Annotated in this window: 20 protein-coding genes and 1 riboswitch; of the genes, 8 read left to right on the plus strand and 12 right to left on the minus strand. The window is 56.3% G+C overall.

Annotated features, from left to right (window positions below; all coding sequences use genetic code 11):
• The first annotated feature begins 191 nt into the window (after positions 1 to 191).
• Together rpoB and rpoC are read left to right on the plus strand one after the other, a co-directional pair.
• Positions 192 to 4220, plus strand: a complete 4029-nt coding sequence (gene rpoB, locus BFV67_RS01010) for a DNA-directed RNA polymerase subunit beta (RefSeq protein ID WP_008503453.1) — start codon at positions 192 to 194, stop codon at positions 4218 to 4220.
• A gap of 76 nt (positions 4221 to 4296) precedes the next feature.
• Positions 4297 to 8520, plus strand: a complete 4224-nt coding sequence (rpoC, locus tag BFV67_RS01015; RefSeq protein WP_008503454.1) for a DNA-directed RNA polymerase subunit beta' — start codon at positions 4297 to 4299, stop codon at positions 8518 to 8520.
• A 57-nt stretch (positions 8521 to 8577) separates the two neighbouring features.
• On the opposite strand, the gene BFV67_RS01020 is transcribed toward rpoC, so the two are convergent.
• From BFV67_RS01020 to BFV67_RS01065, 10 genes are all read right to left on the minus strand, one after another.
• On the minus strand, positions 8578 to 8895 hold the full coding sequence (locus BFV67_RS01020) for a PTS lactose/cellobiose transporter subunit IIA (RefSeq protein WP_008503455.1): 318 nt from the start codon (positions 8893 to 8895) through the stop codon (positions 8578 to 8580).
• Positions 8895 to 9203: a PTS sugar transporter subunit IIB gene (locus BFV67_RS01025; RefSeq protein WP_008503456.1), complete on the minus strand. Its 309-nt coding sequence runs from the start codon at positions 9201 to 9203 to the stop codon at positions 8895 to 8897. Before BFV67_RS01025 ends, BFV67_RS01020 begins: the two co-directional genes overlap by 1 nt.
• Before the next feature lie 180 nt (positions 9204 to 9383).
• The gene (locus BFV67_RS01030; protein ID WP_025910400.1) at positions 9384 to 10925 is read right to left on the minus strand and encodes a sensor domain-containing diguanylate cyclase; all 1542 of its coding nucleotides are present in this window, start codon (positions 10923 to 10925) and stop codon (positions 9384 to 9386) included.
• 336 nt (positions 10926 to 11261) lie between these two features.
• Entirely contained in the window at positions 11262 to 12389 is a 1128-nt protein-coding gene (gene thiH / locus BFV67_RS01035) for a 2-iminoacetate synthase ThiH (protein ID WP_069597749.1), read from the minus strand.
• Positions 12386 to 13156 carry a thiazole synthase gene (thiG, locus tag BFV67_RS01040; protein ID WP_021242958.1) on the minus strand — a complete coding sequence of 257 codons (771 nt, stop codon included), beginning with the start codon at positions 13154 to 13156 and terminating at the stop codon, positions 12386 to 12388. The genes thiH and thiG overlap by 4 nt, the downstream gene beginning before the upstream one ends.
• A 1-nt stretch (position 13157) precedes the next feature.
• Positions 13158 to 13358, minus strand: a complete 201-nt coding sequence (gene thiS, locus BFV67_RS01045; protein WP_021242959.1) for a sulfur carrier protein ThiS — start codon at positions 13356 to 13358, stop codon at positions 13158 to 13160.
• Positions 13342 to 14097 (minus strand): HesA/MoeB/ThiF family protein, encoded by a 756-nt coding sequence (locus BFV67_RS01050; RefSeq protein WP_008503461.1) that lies wholly within the window; start codon positions 14095 to 14097, stop codon positions 13342 to 13344. Before BFV67_RS01050 ends, thiS begins: the two co-directional genes overlap by 17 nt.
• Positions 14090 to 14725 carry a thiamine phosphate synthase gene (thiE, locus tag BFV67_RS01055; protein WP_021242961.1) on the minus strand — a complete coding sequence of 212 codons (636 nt, stop codon included), beginning with the start codon at positions 14723 to 14725 and terminating at the stop codon, positions 14090 to 14092. Before thiE ends, BFV67_RS01050 begins: the two co-directional genes overlap by 8 nt.
• Complete coding sequence (thiC, locus tag BFV67_RS01060) at positions 14725 to 16620, minus strand: phosphomethylpyrimidine synthase ThiC (protein ID WP_045354606.1); 1896 nt, start codon at positions 16618 to 16620, stop codon at positions 14725 to 14727. Before thiC ends, thiE begins: the two co-directional genes overlap by 1 nt.
• Positions 16621 to 16699: 79 nt before the next feature.
• A riboswitch (TPP riboswitch) is annotated at positions 16700 to 16808 on the minus strand.
• Between the two features lie 54 nt (positions 16809 to 16862).
• Positions 16863 to 17348 carry an Rsd/AlgQ family anti-sigma factor gene (locus BFV67_RS01065; RefSeq protein ID WP_008503464.1) on the minus strand — a complete coding sequence of 162 codons (486 nt, stop codon included), beginning with the start codon at positions 17346 to 17348 and terminating at the stop codon, positions 16863 to 16865.
• A 95-nt stretch (positions 17349 to 17443) separates the two neighbouring features.
• Between BFV67_RS01065 and nudC the strand changes: the two genes are divergently transcribed.
• The 6 genes from nudC to BFV67_RS01095 all read left to right on the plus strand — a co-directional run bounded on the left by nudC (position 17444) and on the right by BFV67_RS01095 (position 21796).
• The gene (gene nudC / locus BFV67_RS01070; protein ID WP_008503465.1) at positions 17444 to 18217 is read left to right on the plus strand and encodes an NAD(+) diphosphatase; all 774 of its coding nucleotides are present in this window, start codon (positions 17444 to 17446) and stop codon (positions 18215 to 18217) included.
• A 38-nt stretch (positions 18218 to 18255) separates the two neighbouring features.
• Positions 18256 to 19320 carry a uroporphyrinogen decarboxylase gene (gene hemE / locus BFV67_RS01075; RefSeq protein ID WP_008503466.1) on the plus strand — a complete coding sequence of 355 codons (1065 nt, stop codon included), beginning with the start codon at positions 18256 to 18258 and terminating at the stop codon, positions 19318 to 19320.
• Between the two features lie 9 nt (positions 19321 to 19329).
• Entirely contained in the window at positions 19330 to 20001 is a 672-nt protein-coding gene (gene nfi / locus BFV67_RS01080) for a deoxyribonuclease V (protein WP_021242964.1), read from the plus strand.
• A 41-nt stretch (positions 20002 to 20042) separates the two neighbouring features.
• Positions 20043 to 20633: a YjaG family protein gene (locus BFV67_RS01085; protein ID WP_008503468.1), complete on the plus strand. Its 591-nt coding sequence runs from the start codon at positions 20043 to 20045 to the stop codon at positions 20631 to 20633.
• Positions 20634 to 20819: 186 nt separating this feature from the next.
• A complete protein-coding gene (gene hupA, locus BFV67_RS01090) occupies positions 20820 to 21092 on the plus strand; it encodes a nucleoid-associated protein HU-alpha (RefSeq protein WP_002445246.1) in 273 nt (90 codons plus the stop codon).
• A gap of 11 nt (positions 21093 to 21103) precedes the next feature.
• On the plus strand, positions 21104 to 21796 hold the full coding sequence (locus tag BFV67_RS01095; RefSeq protein WP_084833281.1) for a DUF1481 domain-containing protein: 693 nt from the start codon (positions 21104 to 21106) through the stop codon (positions 21794 to 21796).
• Positions 21797 to 21886: 90 nt separating this feature from the next.
• Here BFV67_RS01095 and purD read toward each other — a convergent pair whose 3' ends face one another.
• Together purD and purH are read right to left on the minus strand one after the other, a co-directional pair.
• Entirely contained in the window at positions 21887 to 23179 is a 1293-nt protein-coding gene (purD, locus tag BFV67_RS01100; protein ID WP_045409542.1) for a phosphoribosylamine--glycine ligase, read from the minus strand.
• 15 nt (positions 23180 to 23194) lie between these two features.
• Positions 23195 to 24784, minus strand: coding sequence for a bifunctional phosphoribosylaminoimidazolecarboxamide formyltransferase/IMP cyclohydrolase (purH, locus tag BFV67_RS01105; protein WP_069597751.1), 1590 nt, complete (start codon positions 24782 to 24784; stop codon positions 23195 to 23197).
• Positions 24785 to 25186 lie beyond the last annotated feature (402 nt).

Raw genomic sequence — 25186 nt, forward strand, 5'->3', positions numbered from 1 at the left:
CATGTTTCTATCGACGACTTAATATATTGCGACAGGGTGCTCGCTCTGTGTAAATCGCGACGAAATGATTTAAGCGTGATAGCAACAGGTATTGCGGAAAGTATTCAATTTTCCGGTCCACAAAATGGTGTTGCACAAACTGTCCCTTCGTCGGACAGATGGGTCGACTTGTCAGCGAGCTGAGGAACCCTATGGTTTACTCCTATACCGAGAAAAAACGTATTCGTAAGGATTTTGGTAAACGTCCACAAGTTCTGGACATTCCATATCTCCTTTCTATCCAGCTTGACTCGTTCCAGAAGTTTATCGAGCAAGATCCTGAAGGGCAGTACGGTCTGGAAGCAGCCTTCCGCTCCGTGTTCCCGATTCAGAGCTACAGCGGTAACTCCGAGCTGCAGTACGTCAGCTACCGCCTTGGCGAACCGGTGTTTGACGTTCAGGAATGTCAGATCCGTGGCGTGACCTATTCCGCACCGCTGCGCGTGAAACTGCGTCTGGTGATCTACGAGCGCGAAGCGCCGGAAGGCACCGTAAAAGACATTAAAGAACAAGAAGTCTACATGGGTGAAATTCCACTCATGACGGACAACGGTACTTTCGTTATTAACGGTACTGAGCGTGTTATCGTTTCCCAGCTGCATCGTAGCCCGGGCGTCTTCTTCGACAGCGATAAAGGTAAAACGCACTCTTCCGGTAAAGTACTGTATAACGCACGCATCATTCCTTACCGTGGTTCCTGGCTGGACTTCGAGTTCGATCCAAAAGACAACCTGTTTGTCCGTATCGACCGTCGTCGTAAACTGCCTGCAACCATCATTCTGCGTGCACTGAACTATACCACTGAGCAGATCCTGGACCTGTTCTTTGAGAAAGTGATCTTTGAAATCCGCGACAACAAGCTGCAGATGGAGCTGGTGCCGGAACGTCTGCGTGGTGAGACCGCGTCGTTCGACATCGAAGCCGACGGCAAAGTGTATGTGGAAAAAGGTCGCCGTATCACCGCGCGCCACATCCGCCAGCTGGAAAAAGATGATATCAAACACATCGAAGTTCCGGTTGAATACATTGCAGGAAAAGTAGCCGCGAAAGATTACGTTGATGAATCAACTGGCGAGCTGATCTGCCCGGCTAACATGGAGCTGAGCCTGGATCTGCTGGCTAAGCTGAGTCAGGCTGGCCACAAACGTATCGAAACGCTGTTCACCAACGATCTGGACCACGGTCCGTACATCTCTGAGACTGTACGCGTCGACCCAACCAACGATCGTCTGAGCGCGCTGGTTGAAATCTACCGCATGATGCGTCCTGGTGAGCCACCAACTCGCGAAGCGGCTGAAAGCCTGTTCGAGAACCTGTTCTTCTCCGAAGACCGCTACGATCTGTCCGCGGTTGGTCGTATGAAGTTCAACCGTTCTCTGCTGCGCGACGAAATAGAAGGTTCCGGTATCCTGAGCAAAGACGACATCATCGAAGTGATGAAGAAGCTCATCGATATCCGTAACGGCAAAGGCGAAGTGGACGACATCGACCACCTCGGCAACCGTCGTATCCGTTCCGTAGGCGAAATGGCGGAAAACCAGTTCCGCGTTGGCCTGGTACGTGTAGAGCGTGCGGTGAAAGAGCGTCTGTCTCTGGGCGATCTGGATACCCTGATGCCTCAGGATATGATCAACGCCAAGCCGATTTCTGCAGCAGTGAAAGAGTTCTTCGGTTCCAGCCAGCTGTCTCAGTTCATGGACCAGAACAACCCGCTGTCTGAGATTACGCACAAGCGTCGTATCTCTGCACTCGGCCCAGGCGGTCTGACCCGTGAGCGTGCAGGCTTCGAAGTTCGAGACGTACACCCGACGCACTACGGTCGCGTATGTCCAATCGAAACGCCTGAAGGTCCAAACATCGGTCTGATCAACTCCCTGTCCGTGTACGCACAGACTAACGAATACGGTTTCCTCGAGACCCCGTATCGTAAAGTGACCGACGGTGTTGTAACCGACGAAATTCATTACCTGTCTGCTATCGAAGAAGGCAACTACGTTATCGCTCAGGCGAACTCCAACCTGGATGACGAAGGCCACTTTGTAGAAGATCTGGTTACCTGCCGTAGCAAAGGCGAATCCAGCTTGTTCAGCCGCGACCAGGTTGACTACATGGACGTATCCACCCAGCAGGTGGTATCCGTCGGTGCGTCCCTGATCCCGTTCCTGGAACACGATGACGCCAACCGTGCATTGATGGGTGCGAACATGCAACGTCAGGCCGTTCCAACTCTGCGTGCTGATAAGCCGCTGGTTGGTACCGGTATGGAACGTGCTGTTGCCGTTGACTCCGGTGTTACTGCAGTTGCTAAGCGTGGCGGTACTGTTCAGTACGTGGATGCCTCCCGTATCGTTATCAAAGTTAACGAAGACGAGATGTACCCGGGCGAAGCAGGTATCGACATTTATAACCTGACCAAATACACCCGTTCTAACCAGAACACCTGTATCAACCAGATGCCTTGCGTATCTCTGGGTGAGCCAGTTGAGCGCGGCGACGTGCTGGCAGACGGTCCGTCCACCGACCTCGGTGAACTGGCGCTCGGTCAGAACATGCGCGTAGCGTTCATGCCGTGGAACGGTTACAACTTCGAAGACTCCATCCTCGTCTCCGAGCGTGTGGTTCAGGAAGATCGTTTCACCACCATCCACATTCAGGAACTGGCGTGCGTGTCCCGTGACACCAAGCTGGGGCCAGAAGAGATCACTGCTGACATCCCTAACGTGGGTGAAGCTGCGCTCTCCAAACTGGATGAATCCGGTATTGTTTACATCGGTGCGGAAGTGACCGGCGGCGACATTCTGGTGGGTAAGGTTACGCCGAAAGGTGAAACCCAGCTGACGCCAGAAGAGAAACTGCTGCGTGCCATCTTCGGTGAGAAAGCGTCTGACGTTAAAGACTCTTCTCTGCGCGTACCAAACGGTGTTTCCGGTACGGTTATCGACGTTCAGGTCTTCACTCGTGATGGCGTTGAGAAAGATAAGCGTGCGCTGGAAATCGAAGAGATGCAGCTCAAACAGGCTAAGAAAGACCTGTCTGAAGAACTGCAGATCCTCGAAGCGGGTCTGTTCAGCCGTATCTATGCGGTGCTGGTTGCCGGTGGCGTTGAAGCTGAGAAGCTCGACAAACTGCCACGCGATCGCTGGCTGGAACTGGGCCTGACCGACGAAGAGAAACAAAATCAGCTGGAACAGCTGGCTGAGCAGTATGACGAACTGAAACACGAGTTCGAGAAAAAACTCGAAGCGAAACGCCGCAAAATCACTCAGGGCGACGATCTGGCACCAGGCGTGCTGAAGATTGTTAAGGTCTATCTGGCTGTTAAACGTCAGATCCAGCCTGGTGATAAGATGGCAGGTCGTCACGGTAACAAGGGTGTTATCTCTAAGATCAACCCGATCGAAGATATGCCGCACGATGCTAACGGTACGCCGGTAGATATCGTACTGAACCCACTGGGCGTACCGTCTCGTATGAACATTGGTCAGATCCTGGAAACTCACCTGGGTATGGCTGCGAAAGGCATCGGCGACAAGATTAACGCCATGCTGAAACAGCAGCAGGAAGTCGCGAAACTGCGCGAATTCATCCAGCGTGCCTACGATCTGGGTACCGACGTGCGTCAGAAAGTCGACCTGAACACCTTCAGCGATGAAGAAGTGCTGCGTCTGGCAGAGAACCTGCGCAAAGGTATGCCAATTGCAACGCCGGTATTCGACGGTGCAAAAGAAGCTGAAATTAAAGAGCTGCTGCAACTGGGTGGTCTGCCAACGTCTGGTCAGATTACGCTGTTTGACGGCCGTACCGGTGAACAGTTCGAACGTCCGGTAACCGTAGGTTACATGTACATGCTGAAACTGAACCACCTGGTCGACGACAAGATGCACGCTCGTTCTACCGGTTCTTACAGCCTGGTTACTCAGCAGCCGCTGGGTGGTAAGGCACAGTTCGGTGGTCAGCGCTTCGGGGAGATGGAAGTGTGGGCGCTGGAAGCATACGGCGCGGCATACACCCTGCAGGAAATGCTCACCGTTAAGTCTGATGACGTGAACGGTCGTACCAAGATGTATAAGAACATCGTGGACGGCAACCATCAGATGGAACCAGGCATGCCAGAATCCTTCAACGTACTGTTGAAAGAGATTCGTTCGCTGGGTATCAACATCGAACTGGAAGACGAGTAATTCTCGCTCAAACAGGTCACTGGTGCCGGGTTAACCCCCGGCACCGGATTGTGCTAACTCCGACGGGAGCAAATCCGTGAAAGATTTATTAAAGTTTCTGAAAGCGCAGACTAAAACCGAAGAGTTTGATGCGATCAAAATTGCTCTGGCTTCGCCAGACATGATCCGTTCATGGTCTTTCGGTGAAGTTAAAAAGCCGGAAACCATCAACTACCGTACGTTCAAACCTGAGCGTGACGGCCTTTTCTGTGCGCGTATTTTCGGGCCAGTAAAAGATTACGAGTGCCTGTGCGGTAAGTACAAGCGCCTGAAACACCGCGGTGTGATCTGTGAGAAGTGCGGCGTTGAAGTGACCCAGACCAAAGTGCGCCGTGAGCGCATGGGCCACATCGAGCTGGCGTCTCCGACTGCTCACATCTGGTTCCTGAAATCACTGCCGTCCCGTATCGGTCTGCTGCTGGATATGCCGCTGCGTGATATCGAACGTGTTCTGTACTTTGAATCTTATGTGGTTATCGAAGGCGGGATGACGAACCTGGAACGTCATCAGATCCTGACTGAAGAGCAGTATCTGGACGCGCTGGAAGAGTTCGGTGACGAATTCGACGCGAAGATGGGTGCGGAAGCTATTCAGGCCCTGCTGAAGAGCATGGATCTGGAGCAAGAGTGCGAGCAGCTGCGTGAAGAGCTGAACGAAACCAACTCCGAAACCAAGCGTAAAAAGCTGACCAAGCGTATCAAACTGCTGGAAGCGTTCGTTCAGTCTGGTAACAAGCCAGAGTGGATGATCCTGACCGTTCTGCCGGTTCTGCCGCCAGATCTGCGTCCACTGGTTCCGCTGGATGGTGGTCGTTTCGCAACGTCCGATCTGAACGATCTGTATCGTCGCGTGATCAACCGTAACAACCGTCTGAAACGTCTGCTGGATCTGGCTGCGCCGGACATCATCGTACGCAACGAAAAACGTATGCTGCAGGAAGCGGTAGATGCCCTGCTGGATAACGGTCGTCGCGGTCGTGCGATCACCGGTTCTAACAAACGTCCTCTGAAATCTTTGGCCGACATGATCAAAGGTAAACAGGGTCGTTTCCGTCAGAACCTGCTCGGTAAGCGTGTTGACTACTCCGGTCGTTCTGTAATCACCGTAGGTCCATACCTGCGTCTGCATCAGTGCGGTCTGCCGAAGAAAATGGCACTGGAGCTGTTCAAACCGTTCATCTACGGCAAGCTGGAACTGCGTGGCCTGGCCACCACCATCAAAGCCGCTAAGAAAATGGTTGAGCGTGAAGAAGCTGTCGTTTGGGATATCCTGGACGAAGTTATCCGCGAACACCCGGTACTGCTGAACCGTGCACCAACCCTGCACCGTCTGGGTATCCAGGCATTTGAGCCAGTCCTGATCGAAGGTAAAGCGATCCAGCTGCACCCGCTGGTTTGTGCGGCATATAACGCCGACTTCGATGGTGACCAGATGGCTGTTCACGTACCGCTGACGCTGGAAGCTCAGCTCGAAGCGCGTGCGCTGATGATGTCTACCAACAACATCCTGTCTCCAGCGAACGGTGAGCCAATCATTGTTCCTTCTCAGGACGTTGTACTGGGTCTGTACTACATGACCCGTGACTGTGTTAACGCCAAAGGCGAAGGCATGGTGCTGACTGGCCCGAAAGAAGCTGAGCGTATTTATCGCGCTGGCCTGGCCTCTCTGCATGCGCGCGTTAAAGTGCGTATCACCGAATACGAAAAAGATGCAAACGGCGAATTCGTTGCGAAAACCAGCCTGAAAGACACGACCGTTGGCCGTGCCATTCTGTGGATGATCGTACCGAAAGGTCTGCCTTTCTCCATCGTCAACCAGGCGCTGGGCAAGAAAGCGATCTCCAAAATGCTGAACACCTGTTACCGCATTCTGGGCCTGAAGCCGACCGTTATCTTCGCTGACCAGACTATGTACACCGGCTTTGCTTATGCAGCGCGTTCAGGTGCATCTGTTGGTATCGATGACATGGTCATCCCAGAGAAGAAACACGAGATCATCTCTGAAGCGGAAGCTGAAGTTGCTGAGATCCAGGAGCAGTTCCAGTCTGGTCTGGTTACCGCGGGCGAACGCTATAACAAAGTTATCGATATCTGGGCAGCGGCGAACGATCGTGTATCCAAAGCGATGATGGATAACCTGCAGACCGAAACCGTGATTAACCGTGACGGCGTAGAAGAGCAGCAGGTTTCCTTCAACAGCATCTACATGATGGCCGACTCCGGTGCGCGTGGTTCTGCAGCACAGATTCGTCAGCTGGCAGGTATGCGTGGTCTGATGGCGAAGCCAGATGGCTCCATCATCGAAACGCCAATCACCGCGAACTTCCGTGAAGGTCTGAACGTACTCCAGTACTTCATCTCCACGCACGGTGCGCGTAAAGGTCTGGCGGATACCGCACTGAAAACCGCGAACTCCGGTTATCTGACGCGTCGTCTGGTAGACGTTGCGCAGGATCTGGTTGTGACCGAAGACGATTGTGGCACCCTCGAAGGTATCACCATGACCCCGGTTATCGAGGGTGGTGATGTTAAAGAGCCACTGCGCGATCGCGTACTGGGTCGTGTGACCGCGGAAGACATTCTGAAGCCGGGCACCGCAGACATTCTGGTTCCACGCAACACCCTGCTGCACGAACAGTGGTGTGACCTGCTGGAAGCGAACTCTGTTGACTCCGTGAAGGTGCGTTCCGTTGTATCCTGTGACACCGACTTTGGTGTATGTGCGCACTGCTACGGTCGTGACCTGGCGCGTGGCCACATCATCAACAAAGGTGAAGCCATCGGCGTTATCGCGGCACAGTCCATCGGTGAACCGGGTACACAGCTGACGATGCGTACGTTCCACATCGGTGGTGCGGCATCTCGTGCGGCTGCTGAATCCAGCATCCAGGTGAAAAACAAAGGTAGCATCAAGCTCAGCAACGCGAAATCTGTTGTGAACTCCAGCGGTAAACTGGTTATCACTTCACGTAACACCGAGCTGAAGCTGATCGACGAATTCGGTCGAACCAAAGAGAGCTATAAAGTGCCTTACGGTGCGGTTATGGCGAAAGGTGATGGCGAGCAGGTTGCCGGCGGTGAAACCGTTGCAAACTGGGATCCACACACCATGCCGGTTATCACCGAAGTAAGTGGTTTCATCCGCTTCACTGACATGATCGACGGCCAGACCATTACTCGTCAGACTGACGAGCTGACCGGTCTGTCTTCTCTGGTGGTTCTGGATTCTGCTGAACGTACTACCGGTGGTAAAGATCTGCGTCCTGCACTGAAAATCGTTGATGCTCAGGGTAACGACGTTCTGATCCCAGGTACCGATATGCCTGCGCAGTACTTCCTGCCGGGTAAAGCGATTGTACAGCTGGAAGATGGCGTACAGATCAGCTCGGGTGACACCCTGGCGCGTATTCCTCAGGAATCCGGCGGTACCAAGGACATCACCGGTGGTCTGCCACGCGTTGCGGACCTGTTCGAAGCACGTCGTCCGAAAGAGCCGGCAATTCTGGCTGAAATCAGCGGTATCATCTCCTTCGGTAAAGAGACCAAAGGTAAGCGCCGTCTGGTTATCACTCCAGTAGATGGCAGCGAACCGTACGAAGAGATGATTCCTAAGTGGCGTCAGCTCAACGTGTTCGAAGGTGAACGCGTAGAACGTGGTGACGTGGTTTCCGACGGTCCAGAAGCGCCGCACGACATCCTGCGTCTGCGTGGTGTGCATGCTGTTACTCGTTACATCGTTAACGAAGTACAGGACGTATACCGCCTGCAGGGCGTTAAGATTAACGATAAACACATCGAAGTTATCGTTCGTCAGATGCTGCGTAAAGCAACCATCGAAAACGCGGGCAGCTCCGAGTTCCTCGAAGGCGAGCAGGTTGAATACTCACGCGTCAAGATCGCTAACCGCGAACTGGAAGCGAACGGCAAAATCGGTGCGACCTTCTCGCGCGATCTGCTGGGTATCACCAAAGCGTCTCTGGCAACCGAGTCCTTCATCTCTGCAGCATCGTTCCAGGAAACGACTCGTGTCCTGACCGAAGCCGCTGTTGCAGGTAAACGTGATGAACTGCGCGGTCTGAAAGAGAACGTTATCGTGGGTCGTCTGATCCCGGCGGGTACCGGTTATGCGTACCATCAGGATCGTATGCGTCGTCGTGCTGCAGGCGAACTGCCAGCTGCACCGCAGGTTACTGCTGAAGATGCATCCGCGAGCCTGGCAGAACTGCTGAACGCAGGTCTGGGTGGCTCCGACAACGAGTAATCGTTCAGTCGCTAATAAAAAACCCGCTTCGGCGGGTTTTTTTATATCTGCACTATTTCAGTTTACTAATGGGATCCGTCGATACAGCTCAATCATATCGCCCGCCAGGTCCTGTATGACCATGGCGTTCATCAGGTGATCCTGCGAGTGGACGGTGATCAGGTTAACCGGAAGCTTCCCGGTCCCTTCATCAAGACCGATAAGCTGCGTCTGTATGGTGTGCGCATGCTTCACATATTCCCGCGACTCTTCCATCGCTTTTTCGGCTTCGTCAAACTCACCTTTACGCGCCATCTGCAATGCCGTCAGGGCCGCACTGCGCGCCGCGCCTGCGTTAACAAGCAGTTCCATAATCGTGGTTTCTAAGTCTTCCATTATGACTCCAGAAGTTTGAGCGCTTTATCCAGTACGGCATCACCTTTCATCATGCCGTAATCCATCATGTCGATCACCGCGACCTTTTTGCCCAGCGGGTCGGCCTGCGCCTGTAATTTAGCCTGCTCGTATTTAACCTGTGGCCCCAGCAATACGATGTCGGCCGTTGCGATGTTGTCTTTAAACTCCGCAACCGGAACGGCTTTAATGGTGACTTCAACCCCTTTTTTCTGCGCGGCGTCTTTCATACGTTGAACCAGCATGCTGGTTGACATTCCCGCTGCACAGCATAAAACGATGTTCTTCATAATCAGCCTCGATCTACATGTGTTTATTGATAATTATCCCGTGCAGACCGCTTCAACAACCGCTTTACCGCGATTGTGTGTCAGGCATCACAAAGAAACAGGCGTTTTTCTGAAACCGGTTACAATTTTACATTGGCGGGTACCCGGCCCGTCGAAACGGGCAGGGTGAAAGCGAGAGGATTAGCTGATGGATGTGCGAACGATTCGATTTTTTCCCTGCTGTTTGGCGCTGTAGAGAGCGTTATCAACGCTTCCGACAAATTGTTCCAGCGGTTCAAAATGCCACTCCCCAAGACCGCCGCTGAACGTAACCCGCAGGTTTTCTTCCCGCCAGACGCGTTTTTCAACGGCGGTACGCCACGCTTCCAATAATGAGAGCGCGGAAGACATCTGCTCCGCCTGGAAGATTACGGCGAACTCTTCTCCGCCATAACGGTAAACCGAGACGTGATGTGGCTGCATAATCTGGATCCCTTCACGAGCCACGTTGCGCAGAACGATATCACCGGTCAGGTGACCCAGCGTGTCGTTAATTGACTTAAAGTTATCAATATCCACCAGCGCCATCGCGAAGGGCTGCTGGGCATTCAGCAGCTCTGCGATATCGCTGTCGAACGCACGGCGGTTTTTACAGCCCGTCAGCGCATCGTGGGTGGCCTGGCGCACATACGCCATTTCGCGCTCTTTATTGGACTGAATCGTGTGGCTCAACATCGCTTCAAGGCGCGGCGCCTCGTTAACGTCGCCAGTTTTGATGGCATTGATAATGTGCATCAGCACGCTACGCGAGGCGTGGCGGAGGTATAAGCCGAAAAGGATGATGATGATGGCCGCCAGCGCAAACCCCCAGCCAACGATCGTCGTTTCGTGGCGGGTGATATCGGTGAGCGTCGCACCGGATACCCGGTAGATGACAAACCAGTCCGGGTTGGTAAACGAGTAATAGTAATACCAGGCGTTGCTTTTCTTGTCGTAAAGATGGCCTTCGCCGCTGGTCATTTTGTCCATCAGCGCTTCGCTCACGTACTGCTTGAAGAGCGCGCCGGTATCCGGATGCAGCACCACAGCACCGTCGCGTTCGACGACGAAGAATTCCCCCTGAACGGGCGCCACCATCTGGCGCAGGGTATAGCCCATCGACGTCAAATCGAGATGAAAGGCGATCGTTCCCTTCAGTCTGCCCTCCGGCGAGATCAACGGCTTATAAAGGGTTACCGTCGGATGGCCGGTAAAGTAGTCCATGTAGGGACGGGTATAGTGGCTGAAGATGCTGGCTTCCGCCTGAGCGACAAACCACGGCCGCGTTCGGGGATCGAAGGTTTTACTCTTCTCCGTGGGGAGCACCTCCGGTGCGCGCAGATAATGCCCCTGCGTATCGGCAAGCGAAATGGAGGAGACGGTCGGCATCAGGTTCTGCAAATGCATGACCATCTGCAGCCCCTGCGTCGGGTTAAGGTTTAGCGTCTCGTTTAGCCTGTCGTCGCGCGCAAAGTACATCGCGGAACGGCCCAGAATATAGTCGTTTTCACGCAGGATAGATTCGGTGTAGTTCACCGCCAGGTTGTGCGTGAAGTTGCTATTGATCTTATGATAATCCTCAAGAAAATCCTTTCGTTGCGAAAGCGTCACCGCGATCGCGATCACCGCAAAACTGCAGAGGATCCCCGCAAAGCTGAGCATAATGGGCCGGGTAAAAGAGAGCTTTTTGCTGTGAAGTGCCATGAGCTGTACATCGTTCCTGATGGTGAATACTTTTCGTCTGCCGATATCCTCTCAGCATAGTCGCTGTCCTGCGGTTAGCGGTGAATTATACGGCACGCGATTTTTGACAGGATGATTTATCTTAAGAACCATTAAGAAAATACTTATTAAAATGGCATGAGCCGTTTGTGCAATGAACCAGAGGCAGGGCGAAACGAGGAAGAAGCTTTTCGCCCTGGTCAGCATCCGTTGCTGACCGTGTGACAATAAAAAACCGGACGATCGCTGACAATCTTCCGGTTTTGCCTTTTCGTCGCGGCTCGACAATTTTTTAACGTGTTGCAGTGCGTTTCAACGTCACTGCGAGGCTCTTCCCAGCCAGCTGTCCCAGTCTTTCCAGACGGGCTGAAGACCCTGCGCCGTCAGGACGGCGGCGACCGCTTCCGGGCGTCGTCCGTCATGGGGTGCAAATTGTTCCAGTTCCGGATGGTCGTCGGCGTAGCCGCCAGGCTGCGTTTTGGAAAACGCGCTGACGTTGTTAATTGCAATCGGGATGACGCGATCGCGAAATGCCGGAGACTCGCGCGTTGAGAGCGATAATTCCACTTCCGGAGCGAGCAGGCGAAACGCGCAAATGGTCTGCACCAGCTGGCGTTCATCCATCAGCGAAGCCGGTTCAATTCCTCCCGCGCAGGGACGCAGGCGCGGGAAGGAGATGGAGTATCGGCTCTGCCAGTAGTGCTGCTGCAACCACAGCAGATGTTCCGCCACCATGTAACAATCCACCCGCCAGCTGTCGGAGAGCCCGATCAGCGCACCCAGACCGATTTTGTCGATACCGGCGCGACCCAGCCTGTCCGGCGTTTCCAGGCGGAAGAAGAAATCCTGTTTCTTGCCCTTCAGGTGGTGTCGGGCGTACGTCGCCTCGTGGTAGGTTTCCTGATAGACCATGACGCCGTCCAGCCCGAGCGTTTTGAGCTCCGCGTACTCCTCCTGCGACAGAGGCTGCACTTCCATCTGCAACGACGCAAACTGACGACGAATGGTGGGAAGGTGCCGACGGAAATAGTCCATTCCCACTTTCCCCTGATGTTCGCCCGTGACCAGCAAAAGATGTTCAAAGCCCATTTCACGGATGGCCGCACACTCACGGGCAATCTCAGCCTCATCGAGCGTTTTACGCTTGATGCGGTTGCTCATGGAGAAACCGCAGTAGGTGCAGTCATTGGCGCACAGGTTGGAGAGATAGAGCGGCACGTAGAAACTCACCGTGTTGCCAAACCGCTGGCGGGTAAGCCGCTGCGCTCGCTGGGCCATCGGTTCGAGGTAGGCGCTGGCCGCCGGAGAGAGCAGGGCCATCAGATCCTCGCGGGTCAGATGACGGGCCTGCAGCGCGCGCTCCACGTCAGCCGCCGTTTTGCTGTTGATACGCAGGGCAATGTCGTCCCAGCTAAGCTGGCGCCAGCGCTCGGTAAACGTGCTCATGAGATCGCCTCCAGAAAACCGGTCAGCGGGCTGGTGGCCTGCGCCTGGAAACTGCGCGAGCCGGGGCCGGATCCTCTTGCCAGCAGGCCGGCCTCTACGGCCAGGCGGAACGCACGCGCCATCATGACCGGATCGTCGGCAACCGCGATAGCCGTATTGACCAGCACCGCGTCGGCGCCCATCTCCAGCGCCTGCGCGGCATGGCTGGGCACGCCAATGCCCGCATCCACCACCACCGGTACGGTAGCCTGCTCAATAATGATTTCCAGCATCGCGCGGGTCTCCAGCCCCTGGTTGGAGCCAATGGGGGCCCCCAGCGGCATGACGGCGGCGCAGCCGACCTCTTCCAGCCGTTTGCACAGGACAGGGTCGGCCCCGCAGTAAGGCAGGACGGTAAACCCTTGCTGAACCAGCTTTTCAGCCGCTTTCAGCGTTTCGATCGGATCGGGCAGCAGCCAGCGGGCATCCGGATGGATTTCCAGCTTCAACCAGCGGGTGCCGAGCGCCTCCCGTGCCAGCTGTGCGGCAAAAATCGCCTCTTCTGCCGTTTTGGCGCCGGAGGTGTTGGGCAACAGCGTGACGCCCGCTTCCAGCAACGGAGCCAGAATGGCATCGCTGTGATGGCGCAGATCCACGCGCTTAAGCGCCAGCGTCACCAGCTGGCTGCCGCTTTCGCGAATGGCCTCCACCATCAGCTGCGGCGAGGCGAATTTTCCGGTTCCGGTAAACAGATGTGAATCAAAGACTTTATCGGCAATACGTAACATTTCAGCCCCCTGCGATAACCTGAAACAGCAGGATCTGGTCGCCTTCATTGACCTGCTGATGTTCCCACTGCTCGCGCGGCAGGATCTGTTGATTGAGCGCCAGCGCCGTTCCCGGCTTGAGCTGACGCAGCTTGTCGAGCAGTGCGGCAACGGTGAGCCCGTCGTCGCAGCTCATCGGCTCATCGTTAAACAGAATGCGCATCGCGGCCTCCGCACACCGGGCAGTGGCTGGCGCGATGCAGCGCCAGATGACGCCAGCCGCTGGAGCGGGCATCAAACAGCCGCAGCGTATTGCGTTCCGTCTCCATGCCGCTGAGCAGCTTGATGGCCTCCAGCGCCTGCATCGTGCCCATCACGCCGACCACCGGACCCAGAATGCCCGCCGTACGGCAGTTGCGCGTCGGCTCGGCATCGTCCGGCCACAGGCAGCGATAGCAGCCCTGCGTCCACGGTGGCGTCAGAACCATCATTTGCCCGCCGAACCCCACCGCGCTGGCGGTGATAAGCGGCGTATGGTTTGCCACGCAGGCGGCGTTGATCGCCTGGCGCGTCGCCATGTTGTCGGTACAGTCCAGCACCACGTCGGCAAGGGCGACTTCACGGTGCAGGCTTTCACCGCCAAGCCGCTCCTGTAGGGCAATCAGTTCGATATCCGGGTTAAGCTGATGCAGCCTCTGCCGGGTGATCTGCGCTTTCGGCTGGTTGATATCCTCGGTGGTAAAGAGGATTTGTCGCTGCAGGTTGCTGAGGTGGACCTCGTCGTCGTCGGCCAGCACCAGCGTGCCGATACCCGCGCCTGCCAGATAGAGCGCGGCGGGTGCGCCTAATCCCCCCAGGCCAACAATCAGCACCCGGCTGGCGAGCAGTTTTTGCTGCCCGTCGATGGCGATATCTTCCAGCAGAATCTGACGGCTGTAGCGCATAAAGTCGCGATCATTCATCGCCTGCTCCTGCCAGCTGTAAAAGCTGTTCGGTGGCGGCCTGCCAGTCTGCGGCCTGGGTGATGGCGCTGACGACGGCGATGCTGCCCACGCCGGTCTCCAGCACCGCCGGGGCGCGTTCAAGGCTGATTCCGCCGATGGCGACGGTGGGGTAGTCGGCAAGGCGTTTAACGTGACCCGCCAGTTGCGTCAGACCCTGCGGAGCGGAGGGCATCTGCTTGGTTTGCGTCGGGAAGACGTGACCGAGCGCGATGTAAGAGGGACGGGCCGCCAGGGCCACGTCGATTTCCATGTCATCGTGTGTTGACACACCAAGACGCAACCCGGCGTCACGGATTGCGCTCAGATCCGTTGTTTCCAGGTCCTCCTGACCCAGATGCACGCCGTACGCCCGGTGCTTAACGGCCAGCCGCCAGTAGTCATTGATAAACAGGCGGGCGTTATACCGACGCCCCAGCGCAATGGCGGCAACCACATCGGCTTCCACCTCCTCATCGCGTTTATCCTTGATGCGCAGCTGGAGGGTGCGAACGCCTGCTTCCAGCAGGCGCGCTATCCACGCCACGCTGTCCACCACCGGATAGAGCCCTAAACGGTAGGGAACGGGTGGGAAATCGGGCTGGTACATTATGCCTCCTCTTTTTTGAGGTAGATTTCGCCGCCTTTGGCGCGGAAGGTTTCGGACATGTCCGCCATACCCACTTCAATGGTTTGCGTGGCGGCGTAGTCGCGCACCTCCTGGCTGATTTTCATCGAGCAGAACTTCGGCCCACACATGGAGCAGAAGTGCGCGACTTTGCCCGATTCCTGCGGCAGGGTTTCGTCGTGGTAGGCGCGGGCGGTGAACGGATCCAGCGCCAGGTTGAACTGGTCTTCCCAGCGGAATTCAAAGCGCGCCTTCGACATGGCGTTATCACGGATTTGCGCGCCCGGGTGGCCTTTGGCCAGATCCGCCGCGTGGGCGGCAATTTTGTAGGTGATCAGCCCCTGTTTCACGTCCTCTTTGTTAGGCAGGCCGAGGTGCTCTTTCGGCGTCACGTAGCAGAGCATGGCGCAGCCGAACCAGCCGATCATCGCCGCCCCAATGCCTGACGTGAAGTGGTCATAGCCCGGCGCGATGTCGGTGGTCAGCGGCCCCAGCGTGTAGAACGGCGCTTCGTGGCAGTGCTCCAGCTCTTCGGTCATGTTGCGGCGGATCATCTGCATCGGCACGTGTCCCGGGCCTTCAATCATCACCTGCACGTCATACTCCCAGGCGATTTTGGTCAGCTCGCCCAGCGTGTGCAGCTCGGCAAACTGTGCTTCGTCGTTAGCGTCGCGGATGGAGCCCGGGCGCAGGCCGTCGCCCAGCGACAGAGAGACATCGTACGCGGCGCAGATTTCGCAGATCTCGCGGAAGTGTTCGTAGAGGAAGTTCTCCTGGTGATGGGAGAGGCACCACTTCGCCATGATCGAACCGCCGCGCGAGACGATGCCGGTCAGACGCTTCGCGGTCATCGGCACGTAGCGCAGCAGCACGCCCGCGTGAATGGTGAAGTAGTCCACGCCCTGTTCCGCCTGCTCCAGCAGCGTGTCGCGGAACGCTTCCCAGGTAAGGTTTTCGGCGATGCCGTTGACCTTCTCCAGCGCCTGATAAATCGGGACGGTGCCAATCGGAACCGGGCTGTTACGCAGGATCCATTCGCGGGTTTCGTGAATATAGCGGCCGGTGGAGAGATCCATTACCGTGTCCGCGCCCCAGCGCGTTGACCAGACAAGCTTTTCAACCTCTTCTTCGATGGAGGAGGTGACGGCCGAGTTACCGATGTTAGCGTTGACCTTCACCAGGAAGTTGCGGCCGATAATCATCGGCTCGGATTCCGGGTGGTTAATGTTGGCGGGGATGATCGCGCGGCCTGCGGCCACTTCGTCACGCACAAACTCCGGCGTGATGTTCTCCGGCAGGCGCGCGCCAAAGCCTTCACCTGGGTGTTGGTAGCGCAGCACTTCGCTGCGGATACGCTCGCGGCCCATGTTCTCGCGGATGGCGATGAACTCCATCTCCGGCGTGACGATCCCCTGGCGGGCGTAGTGCAGCTGCGTCACGCATTTGCCCGCTCTGGCGCGTTTTGGCGTCAGCAGGCCGGTAAAGCGCAGCGCGTCCAGACCGTCGTCGGCCAGGCGTTCTTTGGTGTATGCAGAACTGCGTACGCTCAGTTCTTCGCAGTCGTTACGCGCCTCTATCCACGGCTGGCGCAGCTTTGCCAGACCCTGCTGGACGTTAATAGCCACATCAGGATCGCCGTACGGGCCGGAGGTGTCATACACCGGCACGGCTTCGTTGTCTTCATACTGCGGATTCTCTTTGCTGCCGCCGATAAGGGTCGGGCTGAGCTGGATTTCGCGCATCGGGACGCGGATATCGGCCTGCGAGCCGGAAATGTAGATGCGTTTCGAGTTCGGGAAAGCGGTGCCTTCCAGGGTGTCGATGAAATGTTGGGCCTGTGCACGCTGTTCGCGGCGGGTCAGTTTTGCAGTAGACATAGCTCATTCCAAAAGTGAAGGACATGGCTTGTCAGACGACGGATGAAGCAAGAGAGGATCGCCCGGGGGGCGATACAACAGCAGTGTGACTCTTGTTCCCTTCGCAGGTATTAGCCTGATCAGGTTCCGCGGATCCCGAATTAACGGTCTCAGCCCGGCTTTCGCTCTGGGCACTCCGACAAGAAAAATCCCCCTCGTGAGAGGGGCGAATGGTTGTAAATTACTCGTTAACGATTAAGAACTCAAGCCGGGCGCGCGATGTTATCTTCGGGGCTGGCGTCCAGGACGAGGCTAATCAGCTTATCTTCCAGCGTGAATCGCTCTTCCAGCGCTTCGCCAAGGTCGGAAAGCGCCTGCTGGAACTCAAGATAGTTATCGTGATCGATGGCGTTCTCAAGCGTGGAATCGTAGTAATCCATGATCTGCTGGGTGTTGGCTTCCAGCAGCGGACAAAGCTTGCTGGCCGCTAAATACGGCGTTGTCCCTTCCATTTCGCGGATAATGCGTTCATAAATATTGAAATGGCCGTCGGACAGATAGTCGACCAGGCTCTGACAAAAATCATCCAGCGCTTTTTCATTCAGCCGCATAAACGATTCTTTGCCAGGCTTAAGACCGACCAGATTGTAATAAGCCACGAGTAGATGCTTGCGCACATGTAGCCAGCGATCCACCAGTTTGTTACTTCCTCTAACGCGCTCAGTCAGGCTTTCTAGCTGGTTTAACATGGTCGACTCCGCAAAGTGTAGGATTGAATCTGCTCATCCAGAATGTAACCACAATGCTAACAACATGTCAGTGAAGCGAAGGTAGTGCAATAGATATGGATCGTATTATTGAAAAATCAGATCTGGGTTGGTGGATCGTCAGTCACGAACAAAAATTATGGTTGCCCGGTGGAGAGCTGCCCTACGGTGCGGCGGAAACGTTTGATCTCGTGGGCCAGCCTGCGCTGAAGATCGGCGAGTGGCAGGGTGAACCCGTGTGGTTGATCCAACAATCGCGTCGTCAGGATATGGGATCCGTTCGCCAGGTGTTGGATCTGGACGTAGGCCTGTTCCAGCTGGCGGGGCGGGGCGTGCAGCTGGCGGAGTTTTACCGCTCGCACAAATACTGCGGCTATTGCGGCCATACCATGCACCCGAGTAAAACCGAGTGGGCGATGCTCTGCAGCCACTGCCGCGAACGTTATTACCCACAAATTGCGCCGTGCATTATCGTCGCTATCCGTCGGGATGACTCTATTTTGCTTGCACAGCATACCCGCCATCGCAACGGCATTCATACCGTGCTGGCCGGGTTCGTCGAAGTGGGCGAAACGCTGGAGCAGGCAGTGGCGCGCGAGGTGATGGAAGAGAGCGGAATCAAAGTGAAGAACCTGCGCTACGTCACCTCCCAGCCGTGGCCGTTCCCGCAGTCGCTGATGACGGCCTTTATGGCCGACTATGACAGCGGCGAGATCGTTATCGATCAGAAAGAGCTGCTGGACGCGAACTGGTATCGCTACGACGATTTACCCCTGTTACCTCCGCCGGGTACCGTGGCGCGTCGGCTGATAGAAGATACCGTAGCGATGTGTCGGGCCGAGTATGAGTAGTGTTACACTGAGGCCATGACGCTTAAGGAACTGCAAAAATGACCGAACTGAAGAACGATCGTTATCTGCGTGCGCTGCTGCGCCAGCCCGTTGATGTCACCCCGGTGTGGATGATGCGCCAGGCGGGACGCTATCTGCCAGAGTACAAAGCCACGCGCGCGCAGGCGGGCGATTTTATGTCGCTGTGCAAAAACGCCGAGCTGGCCTGTGAAGTGACGCTCCAGCCGTTGCGCCGCTTCCCGCTGGATGCGGCGATCCTCTTCTCGGATATTCTGACCATTCCGGATGCGATGGGCCTTGGCCTGTACTTCGAAACCGGTGAAGGCCCGCGTTTTACCTCTCCGATCAGAAGCAAAGCCGACGTGGACAAGCTGCCGATCCCCGATCCGGAAGGCGAGCTGGGCTACGTGATGAACGCTGTGCGCACCATTCGCCGCGAGCTGAAAGGTGAGGTGCCGCTGATTGGCTTCTCCGGCAGCCCGTGGACGCTGGCGACCTATATGGTGGAAGGGGGCAGCAGCAAAGCCTTCACCCTGATTAAAAAGATGATGTACGCCGAGCCGCTGGCCCTGCATGCGCTGCTCGACAAGCTGGCGAAGAGCGTCACGCTCTATCTGAACGCGCAGATTAAGGCAGGTGCACAGTCGGTGATGATTTTCGACACCTGGGGCGGCGTGCTGACCGGCCGCGATTATCAGCAGTTCTCCCTGTACTACATGCATAAAATCGTCGACGGCCTGCTGCGTGAAAACGAAGGTCGCCGCGTGCCGGTGACGCTGTTTACCAAAGGTGGCGGCCAGTGGCTGGAAGCGATGGCGGCCACCGGCTGCGACGCGCTGGGGCTCGACTGGACTACCGATATCGCTGATGCCCGCCGCCGCGTGGGCGACAAAGTAGCGCTTCAGGGCAATATGGACCCGTCCATGCTCTATGCGCCGCCTGCCCGCATTGAAGAAGAAGTGTCGACTATACTGTCTGGTTTCGGCCAGGGGGAAGGCCACGTCTTTAACCTCGGCCACGGTATTCATCAGGATGTACCGCCAGAGCACGCAGGCGTATTTGTGGAGGCGGTGCATCGGCTTTCTGCCCAGTATCACAAGTAAGGAGTCGTTATGGATCTCGCGTCGCTACGCGCTCAACAAATCGAACTGGCCTCATCGGTGATCCGCGAGGATCGTCTGGATAAGGATCCTCCGCAGTACATTGGCGGAGCCGACGTCGGGTTTGAGCAGGGTGGGGACGTGACGCGAGCGGCGATGGTGGTCCTGAAATACCCTTCGCTCGAGCTGGTGGAGTACAAGGTCGCGCGTATTGCCACCACCATGCCGTACATTCCGGGCTTTCTCTCCTTCCGCGAATATCCCGCGCTGCTGGCAGCGTGGGAGCAGCTTTCGCAAAAACCTGACCTGCTTTTTGTCGATGGGCACGGTATCTCACACCCGCGCCGTTTAGGCGTTGCCAGCCACTTTGGGCTGCTGGTGGATGTGCCGACCATCGGCGTCGCCAAGAAACGCCTCTGCGGCGCCTTTGAACCTCTTTCAGCCGAGCCGGGTGCGCTGGCACCGCTTATCCATAAAGGCGAGCAGCTGGCGTGGGTCTGGCGCAGCAAGGCGCGCTGTAATCCGCTGTTCATCGCCACCGGCCATCGGGTGAGTATGGACAGCGCCCTGGCGTGGGTACAGCGCTGCATGAAGGGCTACCGCTTACCGGAGCCAACGCGCTGGGCTGACGCGGTGGCCTCTTCGCGTCCGGCTTTTGTTCGTTGGCAGGAAATTCAGCGATGATTCAGGTAAACTGCGCCTAATTTTCGATTCGAGAGATCATCATGCTACAAAACCCGATTCACCTGCGCCTTGAAAAGCTGGAAAGCTGGCAGCACGTCACCTTTATGGCTTGCCTGTGCGAGCGCATGTATCCCAACTATGCCGCGTTCTGCAAGCAGACCGGCTTTGGTGATGGCCATATCTACCGCCGCATTCTGGATCTGATCTGGGAAACGCTGACGGTGAAAGACGCGAAGGTGAATTTCGACTCTCAGCTCGAAAAGCTGGAAGAGGCGATCCCGGTGGCGGATGATTTTGACCTGTACGGCGTCTACCCGGCAATTGATGCCTGTGTGGCGTTAAGCGAATTGCTCCACTCCCGCCTGAGCGGTGAGACGCTGGAGCACGCTATCGAAGTCAGTAAGGCCTCTATCACCACCGTGGCGATGCTGGAAATGACCCAGGAAGGTCGCGAGATGACCGACGAAGAGCTGCGTGCAAATCCGGCCGTTGAGCAAGAATGGGATATCCAGTGGGAGATTTTCCGCCTGCTGGCAGAGTGTGAAGAACGCGACATTGAGCTGATAAAAGGGCTGCGCGCGGACTTACGTGAGGCCGGTGAGAGTAATATTGGTATAATTTTTAACCAATGAGATAAGAAAACTTGAGATAACGCCCGTTTTGTCGCTCCTCGACTCTTCCCTTTCGACCCTTGTCTGGTCTACATTTGGGGGGCGAAAAAAAGTGGCTATCGGTGCGTGTATGCAGGAGAGTGCTTTTTTGGCATTTTCGTCGCACTCGATGCTTAGCAAGCGATAAACACATTGAAAGGATAACTTATGAACAAGACTCAACTGATTGATGTAATTGCGGACAAGGCTGATCTGTCTAAAGTGCAGGCTAAAGCTGCTCTGGAATCTACCCTGGCTGCTATTACTGAGTCTCTGAAAGAAGGCGATGCTGTACAACTGGTTGGTTTCGGTACCTTCAAAGTGAACCACCGCGCTGAGCGTACTGGCCGCAACCCGCAGACCGGTAAAGAAATCAAAATCGCCGCAGCGAACGTGCCGGCATTTGTTTCTGGTAAAGCACTGAAAGACGCAGTTAAGTAAGACGCGTGGCAGTGAACAGTTTTAGCGAAGGGGCGGCAACGCCCCTTTTGTCTTTCTGGCGCGGAACGCTCGCGCTGGCAGGTGCGCTGCTGCTGTCAGCCTGTAGTCACGACACCACTCTGCCGCCGTTTACCGCCAGCGGCTACGCTGACAACCAGGGCGCGGTCAGGATCTGGCGTAAAGATTCCGGCAATGAAGTTCATCTGTTGTCTGCCTTCAGCCCGTGGCATAGCGGCAATACGTCGACGGCAGAATATCGCTGGCAGGGAGATGCTCTCTCGCTGATTGAGCTGAACGTCTACAGCAAGACCCCCGAACACGTGAAAGTGCGTTTTGACGACCATGGCGAGCTGAGCTTTATGCAGCGTGAAGTCAGCGGTCAAAAACAGCAGCTTTCCAGCGACCAAATCGCCCTCTACCGTTACCGTGCCGAACAAATCCGCCAGACCAGCGATGCGCTTCGTCTGGGACGCGTCGTGCTGCGCCAGGGGCGCTGGCATAACGATGGAACGGTGACGACCTGCGAAGGGCAAACGGTGAAGCCTGAGCTTGAATCCTGGGCGACCGAACACATTCAACGCCGTCAGCGTCATTCATCAATGGACGTGAGCGTGGCGTGGCTTGAGGCGCCGGAAGGCTCTCAATTGCTATTGGTGGCGAACGAAGATTTCTGCACCTGGCAGCCGACAGAGAAGAGTTTTTGAGTTCTGTGGATTAAGCCGGATGGCGCTAACGCTTATCCGGCCTACGAACGATTCCCTCTCCCTGTGGGAGAGGGTGAGGGCGAGGAGGAATTACTCCCCCTGCTCACGCGCAATCGCGCGATAGCCGATATCCTGACGGCTAAAGCTACCGTTCCAGTGAATATCCGCCATCAGCGCATAGGCGCGCTTCTGTGCTTCTGCCACGGTATGGCCCAGCGCGGTCGCACACAGCACGCGTCCGCCGTTGGTCAGAACGCGATCGTCCTCAGCCAGCTTCGTACCGGCGTGGAACACCTTCGCACCGTCAATCTCTTCCAGCGGCAGACCGTGGATCTCATCACCGGTGCTGTAGTTGCCCGGATAACCCCCCGCAGCAATCACCACGCCGAGAGACGCACGCTCGTCCCACTCGGAGGTTTTCTCATCAAGCTTGCCATCGCAGGCAGCCAGGCACAGCTCCACCAGATCGGATTTCATGCGCAGCATGATTGGCTGGGTTTCTGGATCGCCAAAGCGGCAGTTGAATTCGATGACCTTAGGGTTACCCTGCTTGTCGATCATCAGGCCTGCATAAAGGAAACCGGTGTAGGTATTGCCTTCTGCCGCCATCCCCTTCACGGTAGGCCAGATGATGCGATCCATGGTGCGCTGGTGGACGTCGTCAGTCACGACCGGCGCAGGGGAGTAAGCGCCCATCCCGCCGGTATTAGGCCCCGTGTCGCCATTGCCCACACGCTTGTGATCCTGGCTGGTGGCCATCGGCAGAACGTGCTCGCCGTCGACCATGACGATAAAGCTCGCCTCTTCACCGTCGAGGAACTCTTCAATCACGATGCGGTGGCCCGCATCGCCAAAGGCGTTACCTGCCAGCATATCCTGAACCGCGGCTTCGGCTTCTTCGAGCGTCATCGCGACGATCACGCCTTTACCCGCGGCCAGACCGTCGGCCTTGATAACAATCGGCGCGCCCTTCTCACGTAAGTAGGCCAGAGCAGGCTCCACTTCAGTGAAATTCTGATATTCCGCCGTCGGGATGTTATGACGCGCGAGGAAATCTTTGGTGAAGGCCTTGGAGCCTTCCAGCTGCGCGGCGCCTTCCGTTGGGCCAAAGATTTTCAGGCCCGCTGCGCGGAACGCATCCACCACGCCAATCACCAGCGGCGCTTCAGGGCCGACGATGGTCAGGTCGATTTTCTCCTGCTGAGCAAAGCTTAACAGCGCTGGAATGTCGGTCACGCCGATAGCCACGTTCTGCAGCGCGGGTTCCAGGGCGGTACCGGCGTTGCCCGGTGCCACGAAGACCGTTTTAACCAGCGGAGACTGGGCCGCTTTCCACGCCAGCGCGTGCTCGCGTCCGCCGTTACCAATCACTAATACTTTCATTTTCTGCTCCGGGAATTAATGGCGGAAGTGACGCATGTCGGTGAAGATCATCGCAATGCCGTGTTCGTCGGCAGCGGCAATCACTTCGTCGTCGCGGATTGAACCGCCAGGCTGGATCACGCAGGTGATGCCTACCGCGGCTGCGGCGTCGATACCGTCACGGAACGGGAAGAAGGCGTCAGAGGCCATGGCGGAGCCTTTGACTTCCAGGCCTTCATCGCTTGCTTTAATACCCGCGATTTTCGCCGAGTAAACGCGGCTCATCTGGCCTGCGCCTATCCCGATGGTCATGTTCTCTTTCGCGTAGACGATGGCGTTGGATTTCACAAACTTCGCCACTTTCCAGCAGAACAGCGCGTCACGCAGCTCCTGTTCGGTCGGCTGACGTTTGGTCACCACGCGCAGGTCGGCTTCTGTCACCATCCCCAGATCGCGGTCCTGAACCAGCAGGCCGCCGTTCACGCGCTTGAAGTCCAGGCCCGGCACGCGTTCCGCCCACTGGCCACAAACCAGTACACGCACGTTCTGTTTTGCCGCGGTGATTTTCAGCGCGTCTTCGGAGGCCGATGGCGCGATGATCACTTCAACAAACTGGCGGGAGATGATGGCCTGAGCGGTTTCAGCATCCAGCTCGCGGTTGAAAGCGATAATGCCGCCGAACGCGGAGGTCGGGTCGGTTTTGTAGGCGCGATCGTAGGCGTCAAGAATGGAGGTGCTTACCGCGACGCCGCATGGGTTGGCGTGCTTAACGATAACGCAGGCCGGCTCGCTGAACTCTTTCACGCACTCCAGCGCGGCGTCGGTGTCAGCAATGTTGTTATAGGAGAGCGCTTTGCCCTGAACCTGCTGTGCGGTAGCGACAGAAGCTTCTTTTACCTCTTCTTCTATATAGAAGGCCGCCTGCTGGTGGCTGTTCTCGCCGTAGCGCATATCCTGCTTCTTAATGAAGTTCAGATTCAGGGTGCGCGGGAAGCGGCCTGAAGGATCTTTGCTTTCACCGTGGTAAGCCGGCACCAGGCTACCGAAGTAGTTGGCGATCATGCTGTCGTACGCGGCGGTGTGTTCGAAGGCTTTGATGGCGAGGTCGAATCGCGTTTCCAGGGTCAGCGACCCATCGTTGGCGTCCATCTCATTAATAATGGTGGTGTAATCGCTGCTCTTTACCACGATGGCGACATCTTTATGGTTCTTGGCCGCAGAGCGCACCATGGTCGGGCCGCCGATATCAATATTCTCTACGGCATCTTCCAGAGAGCAGCCTTCACGGGCAACGGTCTGGGCGAACGGGTAGAGGTTAACGACAACCATGTCGATCGGCGCGATGTCGTGCTGTTCCATAATGGCGTCGTCCTGACCGCGACGGCCCAGAATGCCGCCGTGGACTTTCGGGTGCAGGGTTTTGACGCGTCCATCCATCATTTCCGGGAAACCGGTGTAATCGGACACTTCGGTTACCGGCAGACCTTTATCTGCTAACAGGCGAGCGGTTCCACCTGTGGAAAGCAGCTCTACACCGCGTGCAGAAAGTGCCTGAGCGAATTCGACGATACCGGCTTTATCAGAAACACTGAGCAGAGCGCGGCGGACTGGACGACGTTGTTGCATGGTAAATCCCCTGGATTTCACGATTACAGAGAGCGTTAGATGAATTTTCCTGTGAAAAACTCATCTAACACACCTGACGAGGCATCCTTGTAAAGCGCGAGCATTTTAACGAAAACGTTTGCGCAACGCTCGCACATTTTCACTTTTTCGTATCATTGTGGATAAGTCTGTGTGTAAAAAGGTATAAGGCGGGGTTTTGCTGTGGAATGCAGCAGTCAGTCATTTTTCTGTCATTTAGCGGTTGCGGCCTGCGGAGAACTCCCTATAATGCGCCTCCATCGACACGGCGGATGTGAATCACTTCACAAACAGCCCGGTCGGTTGAAGAGAAAAAATCCTGAAATAACGGGTTGACTCTGAAAGAGGAAAGCGTAATATACGCCACCTCGCAACGGTGAGCGA

Source organism: Enterobacter roggenkampii (assembly GCF_001729805.1).
Lineage (GTDB): Bacteria > Pseudomonadota > Gammaproteobacteria > Enterobacterales > Enterobacteriaceae > Enterobacter > Enterobacter roggenkampii.